Origin of the sequence: Streptomyces sp. NPDC058773, assembly GCF_042746015.1 — a bacterium.
In the GTDB taxonomy this organism is placed as follows: domain Bacteria; phylum Actinomycetota; class Actinomycetes; order Streptomycetales; family Streptomycetaceae; genus Streptomyces.
On sequence record NZ_JBHYPE010000057.1, the window covers coordinates 1 to 22,530 of the forward strand.

The 22,530-nt window shown below is 69.9% G+C and carries 19 protein-coding genes and 3 pseudogenes; 14 read left to right on the top strand and 8 right to left on the bottom strand.

Translation table 11 applies throughout. From position 1 onward, the window contains the following. Positions 1 to 131: 131 nt before the first annotated feature. Positions 132 to 248 (bottom strand): annotated as a pseudogene (locus ACFW5B_RS31440) (IS5/IS1182 family transposase); the annotation flags it as partial. Positions 249 to 544: 296 nt separating this feature from the next. Here ACFW5B_RS31440 and ACFW5B_RS31445 point away from each other — a divergent pair. From ACFW5B_RS31445 to ACFW5B_RS31465, 5 genes and pseudogenes are all read left to right on the top strand, one after another. Further along, positions 545 to 1,078 (top strand): DUF1648 domain-containing protein, encoded by a 534-nt coding sequence (locus ACFW5B_RS31445; RefSeq protein WP_386447139.1) that lies wholly within the window; start codon positions 545 to 547, stop codon positions 1,076 to 1,078. A gap of 78 nt (positions 1,079 to 1,156) precedes the next feature. Further along, a pseudogene (locus ACFW5B_RS31450) lies at positions 1,157 to 1,407 on the top strand (potassium-transporting ATPase subunit B); the annotation flags it as partial. Between the two features lie 54 nt (positions 1,408 to 1,461). After that, positions 1,462 to 1,602: pseudogene (locus ACFW5B_RS31455) on the top strand (ABC transporter permease); the annotation flags it as partial. Positions 1,603 to 1,916: 314 nt separating this feature from the next. Next, entirely contained in the window at positions 1,917 to 2,294 is a 378-nt protein-coding gene (locus tag ACFW5B_RS31460; RefSeq protein ID WP_386447142.1) for a hypothetical protein, read from the top strand. Next, positions 2,225 to 3,214 (top strand): glycine betaine ABC transporter substrate-binding protein, encoded by a 990-nt coding sequence (locus ACFW5B_RS31465; protein WP_386447144.1) that lies wholly within the window; start codon positions 2,225 to 2,227, stop codon positions 3,212 to 3,214. The genes ACFW5B_RS31460 and ACFW5B_RS31465 overlap by 70 nt, the downstream gene beginning before the upstream one ends. Before the next feature lie 452 nt (positions 3,215 to 3,666). Here ACFW5B_RS31465 and ACFW5B_RS31470 read toward each other — a convergent pair whose 3' ends face one another. The 4 genes from ACFW5B_RS31470 to ACFW5B_RS31485 all read right to left on the bottom strand — a co-directional run bounded on the left by ACFW5B_RS31470 (position 3,667) and on the right by ACFW5B_RS31485 (position 8,336). Beyond that, entirely contained in the window at positions 3,667 to 5,136 is a 1,470-nt protein-coding gene (locus ACFW5B_RS31470; RefSeq protein WP_386447147.1) for an amino acid permease, read from the bottom strand. A 139-nt stretch (positions 5,137 to 5,275) separates the two neighbouring features. Then, a complete protein-coding gene (locus tag ACFW5B_RS31475) occupies positions 5,276 to 6,427 on the bottom strand; it encodes a M20/M25/M40 family metallo-hydrolase (protein WP_386447150.1) in 1,152 nt (383 codons plus the stop codon). Then, the gene (menC, locus tag ACFW5B_RS31480) at positions 6,424 to 7,527 is read right to left on the bottom strand and encodes an o-succinylbenzoate synthase (protein ID WP_386447153.1); all 1,104 of its coding nucleotides are present in this window, start codon (positions 7,525 to 7,527) and stop codon (positions 6,424 to 6,426) included. Before menC ends, ACFW5B_RS31475 begins: the two co-directional genes overlap by 4 nt. After that, entirely contained in the window at positions 7,524 to 8,336 is an 813-nt protein-coding gene (locus tag ACFW5B_RS31485; protein WP_386447156.1) for a GNAT family N-acetyltransferase, read from the bottom strand. Before ACFW5B_RS31485 ends, menC begins: the two co-directional genes overlap by 4 nt. A gap of 107 nt (positions 8,337 to 8,443) precedes the next feature. Here ACFW5B_RS31485 and ACFW5B_RS31490 point away from each other — a divergent pair, with 107 nt between their 5' ends. Next, positions 8,444 to 10,072: a PucR family transcriptional regulator gene (locus tag ACFW5B_RS31490; RefSeq protein ID WP_386447159.1), complete on the top strand. Its 1,629-nt coding sequence runs from the start codon at positions 8,444 to 8,446 to the stop codon at positions 10,070 to 10,072. Between the two features lie 42 nt (positions 10,073 to 10,114). Here ACFW5B_RS31490 and ACFW5B_RS31495 read toward each other — a convergent pair whose 3' ends face one another. Continuing rightward, positions 10,115 to 11,281, bottom strand: a complete 1,167-nt coding sequence (locus ACFW5B_RS31495) for a helix-turn-helix domain-containing protein (RefSeq protein ID WP_386447162.1) — start codon at positions 11,279 to 11,281, stop codon at positions 10,115 to 10,117. A gap of 216 nt (positions 11,282 to 11,497) precedes the next feature. Between ACFW5B_RS31495 and ACFW5B_RS31500 the strand changes: the two genes are divergently transcribed. From ACFW5B_RS31500 to ACFW5B_RS31515, 4 genes are all read left to right on the top strand, one after another. Next, a complete protein-coding gene (locus ACFW5B_RS31500; RefSeq protein ID WP_386447223.1) occupies positions 11,498 to 12,958 on the top strand; it encodes an amino acid permease in 1,461 nt (486 codons plus the stop codon). 25 nt (positions 12,959 to 12,983) lie between these two features. Continuing rightward, positions 12,984 to 14,243, top strand: coding sequence for a M20 family metallo-hydrolase (locus ACFW5B_RS31505; RefSeq protein ID WP_386447165.1), 1,260 nt, complete (start codon positions 12,984 to 12,986; stop codon positions 14,241 to 14,243). Then, on the top strand, positions 14,236 to 15,027 hold the full coding sequence (locus tag ACFW5B_RS31510; RefSeq protein ID WP_386447168.1) for a nitrilase-related carbon-nitrogen hydrolase: 792 nt from the start codon (positions 14,236 to 14,238) through the stop codon (positions 15,025 to 15,027). Before ACFW5B_RS31505 ends, ACFW5B_RS31510 begins: the two co-directional genes overlap by 8 nt. Positions 15,028 to 15,141: 114 nt before the next feature. After that, positions 15,142 to 16,779 (top strand): flavin monoamine oxidase family protein, encoded by a 1,638-nt coding sequence (locus tag ACFW5B_RS31515; protein ID WP_386447226.1) that lies wholly within the window; start codon positions 15,142 to 15,144, stop codon positions 16,777 to 16,779. Between the two features lie 156 nt (positions 16,780 to 16,935). On the opposite strand, the gene ACFW5B_RS31520 is transcribed toward ACFW5B_RS31515, so the two are convergent. Continuing rightward, positions 16,936 to 17,373: a DUF2267 domain-containing protein gene (locus tag ACFW5B_RS31520; protein WP_386447171.1), complete on the bottom strand. Its 438-nt coding sequence runs from the start codon at positions 17,371 to 17,373 to the stop codon at positions 16,936 to 16,938. Between the two features lie 254 nt (positions 17,374 to 17,627). Next, complete coding sequence (locus tag ACFW5B_RS31525) at positions 17,628 to 18,059, bottom strand: Hsp20/alpha crystallin family protein (protein WP_386447174.1); 432 nt, start codon at positions 18,057 to 18,059, stop codon at positions 17,628 to 17,630. A 128-nt stretch (positions 18,060 to 18,187) separates the two neighbouring features. Between ACFW5B_RS31525 and ACFW5B_RS31530 the strand changes: the two genes are divergently transcribed. The 4 genes from ACFW5B_RS31530 to ACFW5B_RS31545 all read left to right on the top strand — a co-directional run bounded on the left by ACFW5B_RS31530 (position 18,188) and on the right by ACFW5B_RS31545 (position 22,364). Next, a complete protein-coding gene (locus ACFW5B_RS31530) occupies positions 18,188 to 18,820 on the top strand; it encodes a type III effector protein (protein ID WP_386447177.1) in 633 nt (210 codons plus the stop codon). Positions 18,821 to 19,087: 267 nt separating this feature from the next. Next, complete coding sequence (locus tag ACFW5B_RS31535) at positions 19,088 to 19,597, top strand: hypothetical protein (protein WP_386447228.1); 510 nt, start codon at positions 19,088 to 19,090, stop codon at positions 19,595 to 19,597. Positions 19,598 to 19,716: 119 nt separating this feature from the next. Then, the gene (locus ACFW5B_RS31540) at positions 19,717 to 21,156 is read left to right on the top strand and encodes a flotillin family protein (RefSeq protein WP_386447180.1); all 1,440 of its coding nucleotides are present in this window, start codon (positions 19,717 to 19,719) and stop codon (positions 21,154 to 21,156) included. A 146-nt stretch (positions 21,157 to 21,302) separates the two neighbouring features. After that, positions 21,303 to 22,364 carry a PucR family transcriptional regulator gene (locus tag ACFW5B_RS31545; protein ID WP_386447182.1) on the top strand — a complete coding sequence of 354 codons (1,062 nt, stop codon included), beginning with the start codon at positions 21,303 to 21,305 and terminating at the stop codon, positions 22,362 to 22,364. Positions 22,365 to 22,530: the final 166 nt, after the last annotated feature.

The following is a 22,530-nucleotide window of genomic DNA, read 5'->3' on the forward strand; positions in this document are numbered from 1 at the left end:
TCAGCTTCACACCCCGCTGTTACCGGCGACGCATGTGAGCGCGGGAACGGATATGGACACTAATCCGGGGTCAGCACATCTCTCCTTCCTTCGCGGCTTTCCCACTTAACGTGTGCGACTTCGTGTCGCACTTTGAGGCGGTTGATGCACCGCTCGACGGTGTTGCGCGGCTTGTAGGCATCGCGGTCGAAGGCCGGTGGCCTGCCGCCCTGGCAACATCTTGGCAGCCGGTGCCCACGTTGGTCCGCCCGGGCGCCGCCGCGCTCCCCCAGCGGGTCCACCGCGCCACCTGGGACGTGATGGTCACGGGTGGGGGGGTACCCGGCCCCCCACCCGCGACGACAGCCCTGCGCACGGTCCCTGGCGGCGGTTGGCCACGCGGACCTGAAGAGACGACGGAAGCGGCACCGACGCTCAAACGCCTCGCCCAGGCTCCGGCGAAGGCGCCATGACCGTCACCGCTGCCGACCCCAGGCGAGTCTTGTCGTGACCTTTACGGAAAGAACCGCCACCAAGAACGCATCACCTTTGGACAATTGGTCCCATGGTCTTCTCAGCTCCCGTACGACTGTGGCTACTTCCCAACGCCGCGCTGCTCGCTGCACTGACCCTCTGGGGCATCGTCCGCTATCCGCACCTGCCGAGCCGGATACCGCAGCACATCGGCACCGACGGGGTGGACGCCTGGACGGACCGGTCGATCGGCAGCGCGTTTGTGCTGGTGTTCGTGTACCTCGGGGTGACGGCACTGCTGACCGCCTGCGCCGAGCTGACCCTGCGGGTGACCCCGCATGCCGAGCTGCCGAAAGAGGTCGCCCCGTTCGGCAACGGACTGGTGAGCGCCTCGCTCAACCGGCCTCGCACCCGCGCCTCGGCGCTTCGCACTGCGCGGGCCGTGCTCGTGCTCAACGCCTGCGTGGGCACTTCGCTCCTGATCGGCTGTAGCGTGCTGTGGCGCTCCACGGCCAATCCGGGGGTCCCCGGCTGGCTGTTCGCCGCGATGCTCCTCCCCGTCCTCGCCGGGACCGCTGTGACAGTGGCGGCCGCGGTACGCGACCGGCAAACGCCCATGGCCTGAGTACGCTGCACGTCCTGCTCGCCGCGCTCACCATCGTCTTCCTCCTCGTGGTCGTCACCGTGCAGCCGATGGCGGCCTATGCTCGACAAGACCGGCACCATCACCCTCGGCAAACGCGAGGCCGTCGCCTTCGTCCGGCTCCTGAACATCGACGAACTCCAGCTCGCGGACACCGCCCAGGTGTCCCCACATGCCGACGAGCCCCCGGAGGCCGCTCCATCGTCGTCCTCGCAAAGGACACCTACGGGCTCCGGGCACCTTCCCAAGGGCAGCTCCAGCACGCCCGGTTCGTGGACTTCAGCGCGCATACCCGGATGAGCGGCGTCGATCCGCGCCGGCCCAGGCGGACGCTCGTGATCTTCGCGCAGGCGAGCGGTCTTGCTGGGATCTCCAGCCTGGGCCGTGCGAACACGCTCAACGAAGTACTGTCGGGGACGCTCGGCATCGTCGTACCAGCCCTGCCGTTCGACGCCGGGTACGTGCTGATCGGACGGCTCAACATCTCACGGGGGATCCGTGGCTGACTCTGCCGAAATCGTCGAACCGACCGCGCCGGCGTCCGGCGCCGCGAGCCCCGGCGGATCCGCCCGATCCGCCGGGCCCGACCGGCCGGCCGCCGTCACCATCGGCGGCGAGGATGTCACCGGCATCAACCCCGTGGCGCCCCGCCGCATCATCGGCTACGCCATCCAGGCCACGGGTCTCTTCCCGCACATGACCGTCACCGAGAACATCGGCTTCGTACCGAAGAGGGCCGGCCGGCCCCGCGCGAAGGTGCGGGACCGGGTCGAGGAGATGAGCAACACGGTGGCCGGCCCGGGGGTCGCCGACCGCCCTCGTGGAGGCGGCGCGCGGCATCGGGAGGTCTCCGCTGCTGATGCTGGGCCGGGTCGAACTGCCCCTGACCGTCCCGCTGATCCTGGCGGGCGTACGGACCGCGCTCAGGCTGAACCTCGGCACCGCGACGTCGGCCGCCTTCGGCGTAGGAGGAGGACTCGCGGACCCGGTCTCCTCCTGCATCACCAACCGGCGGATACCGGTGCCGGTGCTCGGCTCCGCACTGACGGTCGCCGTGGCTCTGATCACGGACTCGCTGGGGACGCTCGTCGAGTTGCCGCTAGGCCCACGCGGCCAGGAGGTGGACGGGTGCGCCTGGCCCAGGTACGGACGGCCCTTGCGGGCGCGGGCGCCCTGCTGCTCGCTGTTGCAGGGCTGAGCGGCTGCGGACTGACCAGCGGCAGCCCGCTGGCCGACTCGGTGCAGCCCGGCTCGATCGGGAAGGGACGACCACTGAAGGGCGCCCAACTGACAGTGACCTCAAAGGAGTTCACCGAGCAGATCATCCTGGGCCAGATCATGGGGCTGGTCTTCAAAGCGGCCGGCGCGGAAGTCCTGGACCGGACGAACATCCAGGGCTCGATCGGCGCCCGCGAGGCGGTCAAGTCCGGTGCGGCGGACGGGATGTACGAGTACACCGGCACGGCCTGGATCACCTACCTCGGTCACACCAAGAGGGTCGTCGACCCGTACGAGCAGTGGGAGGCCGTACGCGAGGAGGACCGCCGCAACGGCGTCACCTGGCTGCCCGCCGCGCCGCTCAACAACACCTACGCGCTGGTCGCGAACCAGGCGAATGCGCAGAAGTACCGGCTGCGCACGCTCTCCGACGTGGCACGTCTGACGAAGAAAGACCCGGGCGCGGCGACGATCTGCGGCGGAAGCGAGTTCTCGGTGCGCGAGGACGGCCTGCCGGGCGTGGCGAAGACGTACGGATTCGCCCTCCGGCGCGGGAACTTCAAAAAGATGGACGACGGCGTCGTCTACGCCCAGGTCGCCGAGGGCGCGGCCTGCGCCCTCGGTGTGGCGGCCACCACCGACGGCCGCATTCCCGAACTCAAGCTGAAGGTGCTGGAGGACGACCGGCACTTCTTCCCCAACTACAACGCGGCACCCGAGATGAACAGCGCCACCATGAGGAAGTACCCCGCCATCGCCGGTCTCCTCGCCCCGATCACCAAGCGGCTGACGGGGGCGGAGGCCCAGCGCCTGAACGCGCGGGTGGACGTGGACGGGGAGGACCCGCACGAGGTGGCGAAGGACTGGCTGGTGCGGGAGGGCTTCATCCGGGACGCGTAGCGGGCCGGCGACACCCACAACCGGCGGAGAGCGACTCTGCATTCACGATAGGGCGAATCCGGACGCTTTTCTCCGGGTAGGTCACCACCCCAGTTCTGGAACGGGGACCCCCACTTCGTCGCGGTCGGCCCGGAAGGCACGGTGCCGGCTGGCCGCGATCTTCAGCGCCTCGGCAGAGGCCTTTGCGGCCTCGATGGCAGCCTTGTTCGCTACCCGGGCCGAGATTCCTGCCTGGTACGCGTAGGTGCCGGCCCGCGAACCAAAGACGACCCTCGGCACCACCCCGCCGGCCACGCCAGCGGTCGCAGCCCGCCCCGCTGCGAGCCGTTCGCGCTGATCACCAGTACAGCAGCGCGGGGCGACATGGTTCGCAAGGGTTGGTGTGGCACGGCAGGGCCGTGCCACACCGGTGTTTCCTTGGCACTTGGCGTGGTGCGTGGCGGTTTTCGCCCTCAGACCGGCGCACCCGTGGTCGTCGCTTGGGGCGAGTTCGCGACCCGGGCGTTCCGTCGGCCGTAGAGGAGGTAGACGGCCAGCCCGATGACCAGCCAGATGCCGAAGCGCAGCCATGTCATGACGTTGAGGTTCATCATCAGGTAGAGGCATCCCACCGCGGTGAGGAGGGGCAGCCACGGAGACAGCGGCACCCGGAACGGCCGGGAGAGCTGCGGTTTGCGGCGCCGTAGCACCGGTACGGCAACCGCGACGATGACGAAGCCGGACAGTGCTCCGATGCTGACCATGTCGGCGAGTGCGGACAGGGGCACGAACCCGGCGAACACCATGATGATCACGGCGCCCGCGATGGTCATACGGTGCGGGGTACCCCACCGAGGATGCACCTTCGACAAAGGTGCCGGCAGCAACCCGTCGCGGCTCATGGCGAAGCCGATGCGGCCGATCGTGACCAGTTGGACCATCATCACCGACGTGAGCCCGGTGACCGCGCTCAGCGAGATGAGCGCGGCGATCCAGGGCGCGCCCACCGACTGGAAGGCGGCGGCAAGCGGGGCTCCCTCGTCGATGTGCCGGTAGTCGACCATCCCGATCAGGACCAGGGCGACGGCTATGTAGAGCACCGTGCAGAGGATGAGGCTGCCGAGGAGACCGACCGGCAGGTCGCGCTTGGGCCGTTTGGTTTCCTCGCCGAGGTTGGCCAGGGCCTCGAACCCGGTGTAGGCGAAGAACACGACCGCCGCAGCAGTGAGTATCCCGCCGACGCCGTACACCGACTGCCCCATGCCCAGCAGTGCCTGCACCAGGGGTTGTTCTGTGACGCTCGCACTGCTCTCGGAGGGCTGTGCGGGCGGTACGAACGGGTGGAGGTTGGCTGCCTTGAAGTAGTACAGACCAGCCACGATGACCAGCACGCAGACCGTGAGCTTCACGACGACCAGTACGTTGGTCACGCGGGACGATTCGCGGATACCGGCCACGGCGACGACGGTGAGTACCGCAACGATGAGGATGGCGCCGACGTTGACGGTGGAGGTCTCACCGAACCACTCGCCAGGAAGGCCGAGCAAATTCGCGAGGTAGCCCGACCAGCCGCGCGCCACCACAGCCGTGCCGAGCACGAACTCCAACAGCAGATCCCAGCCGATCATCCAGGCGAAGACTTCGCCGAGGGTGGCATAGGCGTAGGTGTAGGCGCTGCCCGCCGTGGGCACCGCCGAGGCCAGCTCGGCGTAGCACATCGCGGCCAAGGCCGCGACGATGCCGCCGATGACGAACGAGACAATGACGGCGGGCCCGGCGTGATTCTTGGCCTCGATACCGGTCAGTGTGAAGACGCCGGTGCCGATGATGATGCCGATGCCGAACCCGATCAGGTCCATACCCGAGAGTCTCCGGTTGAGCCCACCACGTTCGCCGCGGGCGAGCACCTCCTCCACCGGCATCGTTCGGAATAGGTTCTTCATTGATACTCCTCTGGCACAGGCCCGAGGGAGCGGGCCGTCGGTGGGGAAGCAGCTGGATGGCTGGACTTGGTGATGCGCGTGCCGGTGAGATGTGGCCGCGCTGTACGGATCGGAATCGAGACCGTCGAAGTGACGGCGCTCAGTTGCGCCGGGAACCGGCCGGACGGCCAGCCGTTGTGGTGAGGGGTTCGCGGATCAGCCGGTCGATCAGTCCGGCCAGCAGGGCCGCGCGGCGGGGCATCGCGGCGATCACGGCGTACTCACCCTCGGCATGGGCATGCGCACCCACCGCGCCCAGCCCGTCGAGGGTCGGCACCCCGATGCTCGCGGTGAGGTTGCCGTCCGATCCGCCGCCGACGCACACCCCGCGCAGCTCGCCGAGTCCGCATGCGGCGGCGACCTCCCGGGCCGCCGCGAGTACCGGCTGTGCCTGGGCGGCCTCCATGGGTGGTGAAGTGGGCCCGCCGTCGACCTCCACCCGCGCACCGGGCAACACCGGGTTCAGGGCAGTGATCCGGGCATGCAGGTCGTCCTGCTGCATACGGGTCGCGGCGCGGACGTCCACCACGAACGACGCCTCGGCGGGCACCGTGTTGGCGGTGGTGCCGGCGGCGGCGACAGTGGGCGTGACGGTCAGCTCACCGGAGCCGAACGAGGCGACGACGCGCACCTGCTCGGCCAGTTCACACAGCGCGTTCACACCGTGTTCCGGCTCCAACCCGGCGTGCGCGGCCTTTCCGTGGATGCGGACGGTGTAGCGGCCGGCGCCTTTCCGGCCGATCTTCAGCGCACCGTCCGCACTGGCCTCCAGCACCAGCACCGTGCCCGCGTCGGCGGCGACTCGTTCGACGACCGGCCGGAACACCGGTGACCCGAGTTCCTCATCGGTGGTCAGCAGCATCCCGCACGCTGCCGGGGAACCGATCGCCGCCATGGCATGGAACCCTTGCACCACGCCGGCTTTCATGTCGAACACGCCCGGCGCGCTGATCACCTCGTCGGTACGCTGCGGATGCACCCAGCCGGCAAGCGTGCCCAGCGGCCACACCGTGTCCAGGTGGCCGAGCAGCAGCACACCACCAGGCGCGGGCTCCCACAGCAGCGCCGGCCGGCCCTGCTCGACGATCCGGACCGGTGCCCGCCCGATGAGCCGCTCGCCGAGTTCGGCCGCTGCGTCAGTGACAGCGGCCAGCGAGGGCACGTCGTCCGACGGCGACTCGATCCGACACAGCGCCAAGGTCTGTTCGACGATCTCATCGGTCCGCCCGACGAGGGTGTCCAGCGGCTTCATGGCTTCACCACCTCACGTCGCACCGCGAGTTCGGCCAGCACATCCGGGATCGGGGTCACGCCGATGCCGGGCCCGGTGGGCACCGGAATCAGCCCGTCCACGACCGTGAACGGCTCGGTGAGATCCTGCTGGTAGTACCGGTCGGAGCCGGAGATGTCCGAGGGCAGGGTGAAATTGGGCAACCCGGCCAGAGCCAGGTTCGCCGCCCGGCCGATCCCGGTCTCCAGCATCCCGCCCGCCCATACCGGCACCCCGACGGCCTGACACACGTCGTGCACCCGGCGGGCCTCCAGGTAGCCGCCGACCCGGCCTGGCTTGATGTTCACGATCGAGCAGGCGCCGAGCCGGATCGCCTCGGCCGCGGCCTGCGCGGAGACCACCGACTCGTCCAGGCAGATCGGGGTATCGAGGGCGGCCGCCCACTGCGCGTGCCCGGCGACATCCTCTTCCGGCAGCGGCTGCTCGATCAGCAGCAGCCCGAACACGTCCAGCGCCCGCAGCCGGCGGAAGTCCGCGCGCGTGTACGCGCAATTGGCGTCCACCTGGAGCGCGATGTGGTCACCGAACCGCTCCCGTACCGCGGCGACCGGCGCGACGTCCCAACCCGGTTCGATCTTCAGCTTGATCCGGGCATACCCGGCGTCCAGGTAGCCGCCGACGGTGTCGAGCAGTTCCGGGATGCTGTCATGGATGCCTACCGACACCCCGGACACGATCTCGCTCCGGGTGGCGCCCAGGTAGTGGGCCAGCGACATGCCGGCCGCACGGAGTTGTGCGTCCAGCACAGCGGTCTCCACCGCCGCCTTCGCCATCCGGTGGCCCTGCACCCCGGACAGCGCCGGCATCACCGACGCGGCGGTGACGTCGCCGCCGAGAAGCCGGGGCAGCAGTTCGTCCGCGACGACCCGGTGCGCGCCCTCGGTGTACTCGCTGGAGTACACCGGGTGCTTGCCTGCCACGCACTCCGCCCAGCCCTCCGCCTCAGGGGTCAGCACCCGGACGAGCAGCACGTCCCGCCGGGTTTGGGTGCCGAACGAGGTGCGGAACGGTGTCACCAGCGGCAGTTCCACTCGCACCAGTTCAACGGACTCGATCTTCATCGGTTCTCCTCCATGGGAAGTTCCGGCAGCTCCTGCGGCTGCCCTTGTGCTCCGGGACGTGGCTCAGCATCCGGCCGTGTCAGCACGCACCAGCCGCCGTCGGACACGGCGGTCCAGCGATGTCCGGCGTCCAGCAGCGGGGCCAGCACCGCGCGCAACGCGTGCCGCCAGGGCACCGCCTGCGCCGGGGGCACCCGTTCGGGCAGCTGCAGCCATACCGGACCCCCGTCGTCCGGGGTGACGCCGTGCCGGGGCTCGCCGTCCGGGCCGACGTCGAGCACCGCGGCTGCGCGCGGGCCGGGCGCCTCCGGACGGCGGTCGGTGCTGAGGTCCCAGCGCAGCAGCATCCGGTCCGTCGGCGGTTCGGCGTCGGAGCCGGCCATCGGCCCATAGAAGTCCGGCAGATACTTCACGCCGATCGCGCCGATCCGGTCGATGTTGAACACCGCGTTGCGCCACGCCAACGGATCGAAAGTCCAGGTGATCTCGGTGATGCCGCGCCGCAGACACCAGTCCCGCTGATACAGCTTCACCGCCCGGCCGACCCCCTTGCCCTGGTGGTCCGGGTCGACCCCGACGATGTGCGAGTGCAGGGACGGCGCGTCCGGGTTGCGGAAGCCGACCGCACCTCCGACCATCCGGTCGCCGACGTACGCCCCGAGCACCATGCCGCCGGCGTGGGACAGCGCGCGCAGCACCGGGAAGGAGATCAGTGGCTCGGGCGAGTTCCAGATCCTGGCCAACAAAGCACGGAGTTCCTCCAGCTCGTCCCGCTGGTCGAGATCACGCACCGTTACTGTTCTGTCCATGGGCGGCAGCGTGCCGGAGCCGATCAGCGGACCGCGTCGTTGCAAACGTCAAGAACGGCACCCGCGGATTGTCGCCACCAACAACCCGATTCGCTTAGCCTGCCGAAATGAACCGTGAGCTGACCGCCCGCACACTGGTGGAGGACCTGGGCAGCACAGTGCTGCGGCTGGCGATCGAGCGCGGCGACCCGGACCAGCCGCTGACCGGGGTGGCCATCCATGACGGCGCGAGCGCCGACCAGCTCGAACCGGGCAGCGTGGTGCTCGGGGTCGGCGTGCACGGGGATACCGCGTTGCGCGAGTTCGCTGCCGACATGGCTGCCGCCGGGGCGCGCGCGGTCGTGGTCAAGGGTCCGCTGCCGGCTGCCTTCGACGACTGTCCGCTGCCGGTGGTCGAAGTCAACCCCGGCGCGTCCTGGCTGCACATCGCGGCCACCGTCCGAGAACGGCTGCTGGACCGGGCCCGCGCGCAACTGCGGTCGGACGACACGGGCGACCTGTTCAGCGTGGCCAACACGATCAGCGACCTGCTCGGCGCCCCGGTCACCATCGAGGACCGCTCCTCGGCGGTGCTGGCCTGGTCGGCCGGTCAGGACCGGACCGACGAGGCTCGGGTGGAAACCATCCTCGGCCGAGCGGTCACACCCCGCGGGCTCGCCGCACTGGAAGCCCGCGGGGTGTTCGCCAGGCTGCACGCCGACCCGGACCCGGTATATGTCGAACCGACCGGCTCGGGGCTGCTGCCACGCGTGGCCATCGCGGTCCGGGCCGGATCGGACGTCCTCGGCTACGTATGGGCCGTGGTCACCGGCCCGCTGTCCGCCGAGCGCTCCCGGGAGCTGCGCGAGCTGATGCCGCTGGTGGCGTTGCACCTGGTCAATGCGCGGATCGACGACACCCGGGCGCGCCAGCACCGCCGGGGGCTGGCGACCGCAGTGCTCGGCGGCGGACCGGCGGGGCTGGAGGCAGCCGGCCAACTGCCACTCGGCGACGGGCCGTTGTGCGTACTGGCCGCCGGCCGCCGCGGGGCTTCTCCGCCGGCTGGGGACGCCGACACGGCGATCGAGCTGCGCCGTTTCGAGGACGCGCTGGAACGCTATCTGGCTGCGGTGCACCCGACCGCGGTGGCGGTGGCGGGCGACTGCGTCGTCTACGGCGTGCTGAGCTGGCCGCGCCGCACCCCGAAGCAGGCGGTGGAGGCGTCCCGCGCACTGGCCCGGGACTTCCTCGGCCGGTCAGCGATCGGACGGGAATACGTGATCGCGCTCGGCGGGCCGGGACGGTCGCTGGCGCAGGTGCCGGCGATCCGCAAGCAGGCCGATGCCACGGTGCGCGCATTGCGGCTGACCGGCGACGGCGAACCAGCGGTCGGCACCCTGGAGGACGCCGCGCTGCCGGTGCTGCTGCTCGGGCTCGCCGACATCGCCGGCAGCCTGGGGCTGCCGGCCGCCACCGGGGCCTTGCGCCGGCTGGACGAGAAGGACGGGCCCCAGGGACTGCTGCGTACCAGCCTGTCCGCCTACCTCGACACCGGCGGGAGCACCGAGGCCGCAGCGGCGAAACTGCAGATCCACGTGAACACCATGCGCTACCGCTTGCGGCGGATCAGGGAAGTCTCCGGATTGGACTTCGCCAACGCCGATGCCGTGCTGCTCGCCCACCTCCAGCTGCGGCTGGCCGCGATGCGGGGCGCTGTGGCCGACGCCCACGACACCGCGCACCACCCCGGATCGTGATCGCACACCACCGCGGGATCCGGTGGGCTCGTCCACCGTCCGTCAGGGCCGTGTGCCCCGCCACTCCAAGGCGATGATCACAGCGGCCGCGTCATAGGGACGCTGTATGTCGAGGCCGGTGTACTTCTCGAAGGCGTTCAGCCGGTTCAGCACGGTGTTGCGGTGACACTTCAGCACGCGGCCCGTGTCGCCCAGGCTTCCCGTCTCCAGATACGTGCTGACGGTTTCCAGGATCTTCCTGCGCTCCAGCTCGGTGCACCGCTCAAGGTACGGAAAGACGATCTGGCCCAGGTCGCATCCCACCCCGGCCAGAAGATGCCGGGTCACCGACCGCCAGCGGTCCGACAAGGTGGCCACGTCCGACGTGTCCATCGGCAGATCGATCATGATCTCCCTGGCGGCCGCCGCGGACTCCCGGACCCGCGCCAGCCCTCTGGCCACCGGTGCGACCGCGACCGCCACGTCGGCGAAGAGGTCCTTCACGGGAGGCGAGAGCCGGCCCAGGGCCACCTCGTCCGTCGGCCAGATGAACAGCGTGTGGTGGCCCATGTCGTAGGCGAAGAAGGTATGGGCGCACCGGGCATCGCCCCGGATCCGCCGGTGCACCACGACTCCGTCGTCCCGGGAGACCGCGGCCACGCAGAAGTTGCCGGACCGGGAGACGCGCAGCGCGCCGGCTATGCGTTCCAGGGCGGCTTCGGTCGGCCTCGTCGGCGCGAACAGCTGGGACAGATACTGGCGTTGGAGATCGGCGTCGGCCAGCTCGATGGCCAGTTGCTCGGCGCGATAGTGCTCCTGCACATGCGCCGCGAACTCGTCCACCGTGCTCCACACGCGCCCGGCGTTGCGCACCAGCAGGGCCGGGTCCGCCCCGCAGGACGGTTCCGCCAGGTGCGCCCACAGCACCGTGAAGTCCAGACGGACGGCCCGCAGAAGACTCTCCAGCGGAACGGCCTGCCGGGCGCGCCGGGTGCCCACCGACTCGGCGATGGAGATCAGTCTGCTGGTGCTCCCGTCCGAGCGCAGACTGTCCAGCAGTGCCGTGAACGACTCTGCGCTGGCCCGCCGCAAATCTTCCGCGGTGAGGCCGGAAGCGGCGTAGGAAGGGTCCGCCATCGTGCGGGCGAGGAATTGTTCCACCATCGCCCCCAAACGACCGCGCGTCCGCTCGATGAGGTCGTCCCACCGCCGTTCCTGCTCATCGGACACGCGTGGCTCCTTCCTTCCCTCGCATGCTCCGGAATTCTACGTCGTCCGCAGGCACCGGGCATCGCCCTCCCTTACCCCGCCTCGTGGGCGCGGCGTTGTGCAGACGCCAAATTTTTGGCTCCGTACGCAGTGCAACTTTTCATTGTCCGTTCACCCGGCCGCTGACAGCCTTCCGGTTGTGCACCTCGCCGCTGGCAAAGGGAGGAAATCGTGACTGTGGAAACGGGCACGGAAAGAACACACCCGGGCGATTCCGATGTGGAATTTCCCGAATACCGTAAGAAGCTTTCCCATCGCCAGATACAGATGATCGGTATCGGCGGCGCCATTGGTACCGGTCTCCTTCTCGGTGCGGGTGGCCGGCTTTCGTCGGCAGGCCCGGCGCTGGCAATTGTCTATGCCTTCTGCGGCGTCTTCGCCTTCTTCATTCTCCGGGCGCTCGGCGAACTTGTTCTGCACCGGCCGGATTCCGGCTCCTTCGTCTCCTACGCACGTGAATTCTTCGGGGAAAAGGCCGCTTTTGTGGCCGGCTGGGTGTACTCGGTCTCCTGGGCGCTCACCGCCATCGTCGACATCACCGCGGTCGCCACGTACTTCCACTACTGGCCGGCGCTCACCAATGTGCCGCAGTGGCTGCTGGCCCTCGCCGCGCTTCTCGTCGTCACGTGCGCCAATCTCGTCTCCGTCCGGCTCTTCGGCGAGATGGAGTTCTGGTTCGCCCTGGTCAAGGTCGCCGCGATCGTGGTCTTCCTCCTCGTCGGGGGCGTCTTCCTCGCCGCCGGATTCCCGGTGGACGGCCACGAAGCGGGCCTGTCGCTGGTGACCGAACACGGCGGCCTCCTGCCGAACGGGCTGCTCCCCGCAGTGATCATCGTGCAGGGCGTCGTCTTCGCCTATGCCGGCATCGACCTGATCGGCGTCGCGGCCGGCGAGACGGCGGACCCGGCCAAGGTGATGCCGCGGGCCGTCAACGCCGTCATCGTGCGCATCGCGGTGTTCTACGTCGGCTCGACCGCCCTGCTGGCCCTGCTGCTTCCGTACGACTCCTACCGGGCCGGTGAGTCACCGTTCGTGACGTTCTTCACCAAGATCGGCGTCCCCGGAGCCGGCGGGGTGATGAACCTGGTGGTGCTGACGGCGGCGCTGTCCAGTCTCAACGCGGGTCTGTACTCCACGGGACGCATCTACCGTTCGATGGCCCGCACCGGGGCCGCGCCCCGGTTCATGAACCGCCTCAGCCGCCACGGTGTGCCGTACGGCGGTGTCCTCTTCACGGCCGCGCTGGCACTGGTCGGCGTGGGGCTCAACGCCGTCGTCCCCGAGAGCGCCTTCGAGATCGCGATCAACGCGACGGCGCTGGCGATCCTCTGCACCTGGGCGACCATCGTGCTCTGCCAGCTGCGCCTCTACCGCTGGTCACAGGAGGGCAGGGTGCCCCGACCCGCGTTCCGCCTGTTCGGCGCCCCCTGGACGTCGTACCTCACGCTCCTCTTCCTGTTCGGCGTCGTCGTCCTCATGCTCTTCGACTACCCCGTCGGGACCTGGACGGTCGGCACGCTCGTCCTCATCGTCCCGGCACTCGTCATCGGCTGGTACGGCGTCCGCGGCCGGGTTCGCACGCTCACGGACGACCGCGCCGCGGCCGGGGCGGCTCTTTCCCCCTCCCCCCATGACTGATTCAACTACTCAGGAGAGAACACACATGCGCAGCGAACACTGCACCACGGGATCCGACGCGGACCTGTTCCTGCGGGACTTCCGCTCATTGAGCGGGATCGGCGAGACGCCTGGTGGAGGCGTCGACCGGCAGGCCGCAACCGTCGCCGACGCCCAGGCGCGGGCCTGGTTCACGACCCTGCTGGGCCAGTACGGCTTCACCGTCGAGACCGACACGATCGGCAACATCTTCGGCCTCCTGGAGTGGAACCCCGGAGCACCCTACGTACTGGTCGGCTCCCACCTCGACAGCCAGCCCCTGGCCGGCAAGTTCGACGGAGCGTACGGTGTCGCGGCCGCCCTGCACGCGGGCCGTCGCCTGGCCCTGGCCCACGGCGCCGGGCACCGGCCCCGGTACAACCTGGCGGTGGTGGACTGGTTCAACGAGGAAGGGTCCCGGTTCGCCCCGTCCATGATGGGCAGCTCCGTCTTCACCGGGAAGATGACGGCGGCGGACGCTCTCGCCACCCGCGACGTGGACGGGGTGACGGTCGCCGAGGCGCTGGGCGCCATCGGGCACACCGGCTCGGGGACCGGGCCGGTGGCCGCTGCGTGCGCCGAGATCCACATCGAGCAGGGACGGTCCCTGGAGGACTCCGGCACGACGATCGGCCTCGTCCACTCCTGCTGGGCGGCGGAGAAGTTCACGGTCACCGTGCACGGCGAGCAGGCACACACCGGATCCACCGTCATCGCCGACCGCCGCGACGCCCTCCTCGGTGCGTCCCGGCTGGTGGTCCTGCTGCGCGAGCTGGCCGACCGTTACCCCGACGGCGCGCTGCACACCTCCGTCGGACAGCTCACCGTGCTGCCCAACTCCCCCGTCGTCGTACCCCGCCAGGTCGACCTGACGATGGATCTTCGCTCCGCCGACGAGGAGGTCCTCGCCGAGTCCAAGCGGTTGCTGGAGCAGGGCATCAAGGTGATCGAGGACGAGGTGAATGTCCGAATCGACGTCGGCGGTTCCCACTCATGGGGTATCCGTCCGTACCCGCCCGCCGGCGTGGACCTGGCCCGCGCGTGCGCGGACTCCCTCGGGCTGAGCAGCCGGCCGGTGCACACGCTGGCCGGACACGACTCCATCAACGTCAACGACGTCGTGCCGACGGTCATGCTGTTCGTCCCGAGCCGCGAGGGGATCAGCCACAATGAGGGCGAGTTCACCGAGGACGCCGACCTGTGTGCCGGCGTTGACGTACTGACCGAGGTGGTACGACGGCTGTGCGAGGGCACGCTCGATGACTGAGCCGGGACGTCTGACGGTGGCGGTCCTGCAGGCCACCGGCGTGGCCGGGGACGCCACCGGCAACCTCTCGACCGTCGAGAGGTTCGCCCAGCAGGCCGCCGCGCGCGGGGCTCAGCTTCTGGTGACGCCGGAGCTGTTCGTCAGCGGTTACGACCCCGCGGCCGTCGCCGAGGACGACGGAGCCCGGCACCGCGAGCGGCTCGCCGACCTCGCCCGGTCCATCGGGGTGGCGCTCGTCGCCTCGACCGTCGACCACGAGGATGGCGAACGCTTCATCAGTGCCTCGCTCTTCGCCCGCACCGGACGTGAACTGACCAGGTACCACAAGACACATCTCTTCGGCGCGGTGGAGAACGCGTACTTCACGCCTGGCCGGCAACGCCCCCGGGTCGTTCCGCTGCACGGTGTCGGGGTGGCGCTCGGCATCTGCTTCGACGTGGAGTTCCCCGAATTCACCCGCACAGTGGCGCTGTCCGGCGCCGAGCTGCTGTGCGTGCCCACCGCGGTTCCGCTCCGCGGACCTGTCGGCGGGCGGCCCGCGCCGTTCGACACCCGTCTCATCCCCGGCATGGTGGTGCCCACCCGGGCGCTGGAGAGCCAGCTCTTCATCGCCTACGCCAACCACGCCGGCCCCGGATTCGCCGGACTGAGCTGCCTCAGCGATCCCTACGGCCGGCGCATCGCGGCGGATGAGACATCCGAGGAACTGGTGGTGGGCGACGTCAGCCGCTCCGTCCTGCGCGCGGCGCGCCGCGACACCGACTACCTCGCCCGGCGCGTCTGACCGGACCGCCTCGAAGCACCACCCCTCACTTCCGTACCACCGACCCGCGCCGGGCCCACTCGGCACGAGCCTTCAGGACATCCCGTGAACACCACCCCGCAGAGCGGCATCAGCATGCTGATGCCGGACTTCCCCTTCCCCTACGACGAGTACCTGGCCCACCCCGACGGGCTCGGCTCGATCCCGGCCCAGCACCACGGTACGGAGGTCGCCGTCGTCGGCGCCGGCATGTCCGGTCTGGTCGCTGCTTACGAGCTGATGAAGCTGGGGCTGAAGCCGGTCGTGTACGAGTCCGCCCAGCTCGGCGGCAGACTGCGTGGTGCCGGCCGGCCCGGCACCGGCCACCCGGTGGCCGACCTCGGCGGCATGCGGTTCCCCCTGTCCAGCCGTGCTCTCTTCCACTACATCGACCTGCTCGGCCTCGACACCAAGCCGTTCCCCAACCCCCTCACCCCGGCGTCCGACAGCACCGTCATCGAGATCGCCGGACGCAAGCACTATGCCGAGACCCCTGCCGACCTGCCGCAGTTGTTCCACGATGTCGCCGCGGCCTGGCAGGACTGCCTTGAGGAACGCTCCCACTTCAGCGCGATGCAGCAGGCGATCGCGGCCCGCGACTACGCCACGGTCAAGAAGCTCTGGAACGAGCTGGTGCCTCGCCTGGACGACATGTCCTTCTCGCACTACCTCGCCACCTCCAAGGCGTTCTCCGCCCTCCCCTTCGCATACCGCGAGGCGTTCGGGCTCGTCGGCTTCGGCACGGGTGGCTGGGACACCAACTTCCCCGACTCGATGCTGGAGATCCTGCGGGTGGTCTACGTAGGCGCCGAGGACGACCAGCAACGCATACTCGGCGGTGCCCAGCGCCTCCCCCAGCTGCTGTGGCAGCACGCTCCGGAGCGGCTCGCGCACTGGCCCGCCGGAACGAGTCTCGCCTCTCTGCACGGCGGCTCGCCCCGCGGCGCGGTGCGGAGCATACGACGGGCCGACGGTGGGAGCAGCCATATCGAGGTCACGGACCGGTGGGGCAGGACCTCGTCCTACCCCGCGGTTGTCGCCACCTGCCAGTCGTGGCTGCTGTCCGCCCGGATCGACACGGACGAATCACTGTTCAGCCACCAGTTGTGGACGGCCATCGAGCGGATGCACTACATGCAGTCGTCCAAGACGTTCGTCGTCGTCGACCGGCCCTTCTGGAAGGACGTCGACCCCGAGACCGGTCAGCATGTGCTCAGCACCACGCTCACGGACCGGCTCACGCGCGGCACGTACCTGCTGGACGACGGGCCCGACAAGCCGGCGCTGATCTGCCTGTCGTACACCTGGAACGACGATGCCCTGAAGTGGCTGCCGCTCGATGTCGACGAACGCGTGCGGCTGATGCTGCACTCCCTGAAGCAGATCTACCCGAACGTCGACATCGCGTCGCACATCATCGGCGAGCCCGTCACCATCTCCTGGGAGGACGACCCGGACTTCATGGGCGCCTTCAGCGACAACCTGCCCGGCCACTACCGCTACCAGGAGCGTCTCTACACCCACTTCATGCAGGACCGCTTCGACCCGGCCCACCGCGGCATCTTCCTCGCGGGCGACGACGTGTCCTGGACCGGCGGCTGGGCCGAAGGTGCGGTCACGACCGGCCTGAACGCCGTCTGGGGTGTCATGACCCAGCTGGGCGGCAAGACCAGCGCGGCCAACCCTGGACCGGGCGACCGCTTCGACGAGCTGAAGCCGATCAGGCTTGCGTAGAGGCTCCGGCCAGGGCGCACCGTGCCCCCTCACCACCGACATGCCGCTGCCCACGGACCTGCACGCCCTCGTCGTCACCACCCGGGACCGGCCTGCCGGGCAGGCGGACAGCGACGCGGCGGTCGTCACGCCCGCCGCGTGCGCGCATGTCGTCGGCTACGCGGCGGTGGTGAGTTCGGCGCGACCGAACAGCAGGGCGTAGCCGGTGGGGAGCTGATGGAGGATGCGGGTGATCAGGTCAGCGCCGGCGTAGGCGGCGACGGCGGAGAAGACGGATCCGGTGTCCCAACGGGTGGTGGCCAGGGAGGCGCCGGTGCGGGCCGCGAGGGCCTTGACGAAGGCCCAGCCGGTCCGCGGCTGGGTGTCAGGGATCTGCGCAGTCAGCACGCGTGCGGCTTCCAAGGGCAGGCAGGCGGCCAGCGCGACGCGTTCGTCGCCGACCACCTGGCGCCCCAGCCCGGCAAGGACCAGGCGGACGGCTTCGTCGGCTCTCTCGCGGGTGGGGTAGGCGCCCTCGTAGCGCACCTTCTCCAGCATCTGCTCGTATGCCGTCCCGTACGGCTGCTGGTGCGGTGCGTGCCGGTCGGAGATCACTGGGGTGGTTGCCTTTCTTGCTGGGGCCGGTGTTCAGCCACCGGGGTGCGGGTTGGTCAGGTGGGCTGGGGACGGCCGAAGAGCAGGCCGTAGCCGGAGCAAGATCTGGCCCAGCAGGTTCTCGCCACGGCGTCGGCGACGGTGGACGCGCAGAGTCGTCTCGGCCGCCACGCGTTCTTCTCCGGACTGCCAAAGGGGTGCGGAGGGCGGGGTGAGGGGGTCAGGTGCCCGTCCTCCGCACCCGTCCGGCGGTGTCAGCCGGAGATCTCCTTGCGGCCGGAGCCGACGCCGATGGAAATCTTGCGGGGCTTGGCGCGCTCGGCGATCGGGATGCGCAGGGTGAGCACGCCCGCGTCGTAGTCGGCCTGGATGTGCTCGGTGTCGAGGGTGTCGGCGAGCACGATCTGGCGGGAGAAGACGCCCAGCGGCCGCTCGGACAGCTCCATCTGCACGTCATCGGCCTTTGTCATCGGCCGCCGCTCGGCCTTGACGGTGAGCATGTTCCGCTCGACGTCGATGTCGATCGCGTCCGCGGCAACACCGGGAAGGTCGAAGGCCACCACGTACTCGTCGCCCTCACGGTAGGCGTCCATCGGCATCGCCGACGGCTTCGACCAGGTACCCGGGCCCATCAGCTGCTGCGCCAGCCGGTCCAGCTCACGGAAAGGGTCAGTGCGCATCAACATTGTGAAAACACCTCCAGCAGGTTCAGGCAGTTGCTGCCAATGCGCCTCACTGACACCGTTGTAACATGTCATCCAATGGATGACAAACATGATGTCGTCGAAATGATGACAACCCGAGGGAGGTGCCCGTGACCGCAGCCGACCCATCGCCCGCGGCCAGCACGAACGCCCACAGTCCGGCGTCGTTCCTCGCCGCCGCGGCGGCCCTCACCGCCATAGACGACGCCCTGCGCAACGCCCAGCGAGACTCCCCGGACGCGCCCGGCGGTCCCAGTCCCGGGCCGGAGCAGGCGCTGGCCTCCCTGTTGCTGCTGCGGCAGGTGCGCGAGCAGCTCGCCGGGTGGGAGACCGGCCTGATCGAAACCGCCCGCGACGCGGGCGCCAGCTGGGCCGACCTCGCCGATCCCCTCGGTGTCGCCAGCCGCCAGGCAGCCGAACGCCGCTATCTGCGCGGCCGGCCCGGCCCCGCCGGGACCACCGGCGAGCAACGCGTCACGGCCACGCGCCAGGCCCGGGCCGCCGAGCGCACCACCGCCACCTGGGCCCGGGCCAACGCCGCCGAACTGCGCCGCCTCGCCGGACAGATCACCGCCCTCACCGACCTCCCCGCCGCTGCCCGCCGCCCGCTCAACAAGCTCCATGCGGCCCTCGCCCACGACGATCCCGCCGACCTCATCGCCCCCCTGACCGCTACCCGCCCCCACCTGGCCGCCGCCCACCCCGGCCTCGCCGCCCGGCTCGACACCCTCGCACCCCCCTGAACCCACCCGTTCCTCCCGGCGCGTGCACGAGATCCCCCTGCGGCACCGGGTCTTCGTGGTGGCGCTCGTGGCGATGCGGTGGGGGCTCAGCGTGCCGTGCCGGAGCACGCGGGCACGCCGGACAGCCATGCGCGCCGGACCCGGGTGATGCGAGGCGGCATTAAAGGCACGTAAAGATTGCCGGAAACCGGCAATGTTTCGAACCGGTCATGCGTGCAACGATCCTTCCTGTTCAAGCGATTTGAGGGAACGGGGAGGGCGTCCAAGATGGCCTGGCTTCTTGGCCTCGGCATAGCAGGCATCGTGCTGCTCGTGCTCTCGCTGGTCTTTGACGGTGTCCTCGAAGGGGCCTTCGGGGGAGTTCTGGACGGGCTCTTCGACGGTCTGCTGTCGCTTCCGGTGATCGCGGGTTTCCTGTCGATGTTCGGTTTCAGCGGCGCGATCTTGCTGGGCGGCACCGGCCTCGGTGCCGGTGCCGCCGCGGGACTCGGCATCGTCGCCGGAGCCGCAGCGGGCTGGCTCGCGTGGAAGTTCAGCCGGGTGCTGATGCGCGATCAGACCGACGCCACCCCGCGCCAAGAGGACCTGATCGGCACGGCAGGGTCGGTAGTGACCGCCATTCCCACCGACGGCTACGGCGAAGTGCTGATTCGTCTCGGGGGCCACCCCGTGAAGCTGGCGGCCAAGAGCGCGGTACCCGTGGCCCGAGGCGCCGAGATCTGGGTGGAGGAGCCGCTCTCGTCCACCTCGGTGGCCGTCCGGCCCGTCGAGCGCTGACCGACCGACACCGCCTCTCAGCCCGCCCTCCTCAACAGGTGACCGGGAACCATAACCGGCCACCGAATACCGACCACCACTCGATCTGCCGACCCCTGGGAAGGCAGGGGGGATCCGATATGAGTCCAGTTATTGCCGCCGTCGTGGGAGTCGTCGTACTCCTCTTCCTGCTCGCCCTCGTCGTCATCACCCGCTACAAGGTCGCAGGGCCCAACGAGGCGTTCATCATCACCGGACGGCGGGGCAAGAAGTCCATCGACCCGGAGACCGGCCAGGTCAGCATCGACAACAGCGGCCAGAAGGTCGTGGTCGGTGGCGGCGTCTTCGTGGTCCCGTTCGTCCAGCAGAAGTTCTCCCTGGATCTGTCCAGCCGGCACATCCCGGTCGCCGTCCGGGGTGCCGTCACCCTGCGCGGGGTGAAGGCCAACCTCGAAGGCGTCGCGATCGTGAAGGTCGGCGGCAGCGAGGACGCGATCCGGGCCGCGGCCCAGCGCTTCCTGCAACAGCAGGACGGCATCGTCGGCTTCACCCAGGAGGTACTCTCCGGCGCGCTGCGGGCCATCGTCGGCCGGATGTCGGTCGAGGACATCATCCGCGACCGGGCCGCCTTCGCCGGGCAGGTCGCGGAGGAGGCCGAGGCGAGCCTGTCCGGACAGGGCCTGATCCTGGACGCGTTCCAGATCCAGGACATCACCACCGAGGGCTCCTATCTGGAGGACCTGGGCCGGCCGGAGGCCGCCCGCGCCCGCCAGGAGGCCGACATCGCCGAGGCGAACGCCAAGCGCGCCTCGGAGCAGGCCCGGCTCAAGGCGGCCGAGGAGATCGCCGTCGCCGAGCGGACGTTCAATCTGAAGCAGGCCGAGATCCGGGTCGAGACCGAGGCCGCGGCCGCCCGGGCCAATGCGGCGGGTCCGCTCGCCGAGGCCGCACGTCAGCAGGAAGTTCTTTCCGAGCAGGAGAAGGTCGCCGAGCGGCAGGCCGCGCTGACCGACCGGGAACTGGACACCAAGGTTCGCAAGCCGGCCGACGCCGCCCGCTACCAGGCCGAGCAGGAGGCCGAGGCCCGGCGCATCGCCCGGGTAAAGGAGGCCGAGGCGGAGGCCCAGCGTGCCCGGCTGACCGGTGAGGGCGAGAAGCTGCACCGTGCGGCGCTCGCCGAGGCGGTGCGGATCGAGGGCGAGGCCGACGCGGCGGCGATCGCGGCGAAGGGCTCGGCGGAGGCCGAAGCGATGCAGAGGAAGGCCGACGCGTTCGCGCAGTACGGCGATGCGGCCATGCTCCAGATGCTGGTCGAGGCGCTGCCGCAGGTCGTGGCCAAGGCCTCCGAACCGCTCAGCGCCGTGGACAAGATGACCGTGATCTCGACGGACGGTGCGAGCCAGCTGTCCCGTACGGTCGCCGACAACGTCGCCCAGGGCATGGAACTGCTCAGCTCCACCACGGGCGTCGACCTCGCCGGGATGCTCAAGGGCCTCACTCACCGCGGCACGGCCACGAAGGCAACCGCATCCGTCCCCCAGCCAGCCGCCGCCAACGGGCAGATCCCGATCACCGACTGACCATCCAACAGGGGAAGGCAGGAGCCCGCCGGCAGATTGCTGTCGGCGGGCTCCTGCCTGTCTCCCCGCCGGTCTCCGCATCGGCGCGCAGCCTCTCCGGCCTGTGTGTTAAGAAAGCGCAAGCAATACGCCAAGGGGTGGGACGAGTGGCACGGCGGGAGATACCCGAGGAGTTCCTGGACGGATACGACCGGATCCTCGACGAAGTGGCACGGACCGGGCGCCTGCTGAACCGTGACGAACTCGCCTCGCGGCGCACGGCCGGTGAGCAGGCGGCCGAGGCGGGCCACAGCTTGCGCTCCCTGATCAACAGCCACCTCACGGTCGCCCGCGGCGCCTGGCCACGCCATGCGTCGGCTCACGCCGACAGTGCCCTCGCCGTCGTCGCGCAGGTCGTCGATGCCCTCGCCGAGGGCTTTGAGCGCGCCCAGCACCTCGCCGTACGTCAAGAAGAGGCCGAACGCCGCGAATTCATCGACGACCTGCTCCATGGAAGCGCCGATCTGGGGCGCCTGGCCGAACGTGCCGAACGCTTCGGTCTGCGCTTCTCCCACGCCCACGCCGTCGCCGTCGCCGAGGGCACCGCCGCCTACTCCGAGGCCGACCCCGTCGCACGCCGCGTGGAACTCGCCCTCCTGGGGCGCTTCGGCGACCGCCAGATACTGCTCACCACCAAGGACGGCCGTCTGATCTGCATCGCGCCCGGGGACCAGACGGACGTCCTGACCTCCTTCGCCAAGCAGGCCCACGCCGCCACGGACGGAGGCCGGGTCGCGGTGGGCCGTACCCACCCCGGCGCCGGCGGCGTCGTCCAGTCCTACCAAGAGGCCCTCAACGCCCTCGGACTGGCGGAGCGCATGAACCTCGACGATCCGGTCCTCCACGCCGCGGACCTCCTCGTCTACCCCGTTCTCACCCGGGACCGCGAGGCCATGGCGGACCTCGTCCGCAGCGCCCTCGGCCCGCTCCGGCAGGCCCGCGGCGGCGCCGAACCCCTGCTGGAGACGCTGACCGCGTACTTCGACTCGGGATGCGTATCCGCGGAAGCCGCCCGGCGCCTGTCCTTGAGCGTCCGGGCGCTGACCTACCGCCTGGGCCGCATCCACCAGCTCACCGGCTCCAATCCGGCCGACCCCGTGCACCGCTACACCCTCCACACCGCCGTCATCGGCGCCCGCCTGCTCGACTGGCCGGCGAAGGAGCTGTAGGCGAGACGGCCGCCGCGTGCCAGCGCGCCGACAGAGGAGCCCAGAATGCCGCTCTCGCCGCCGGTGACGGATACGAGCTGGGCGAAGCTCTGGTTGACCTGGAAGAGGTTGCCGCCGAAGAGGCCAGTCGCAGCGAGCGAGATCGCTCCGTTACGCAGAACCGCCT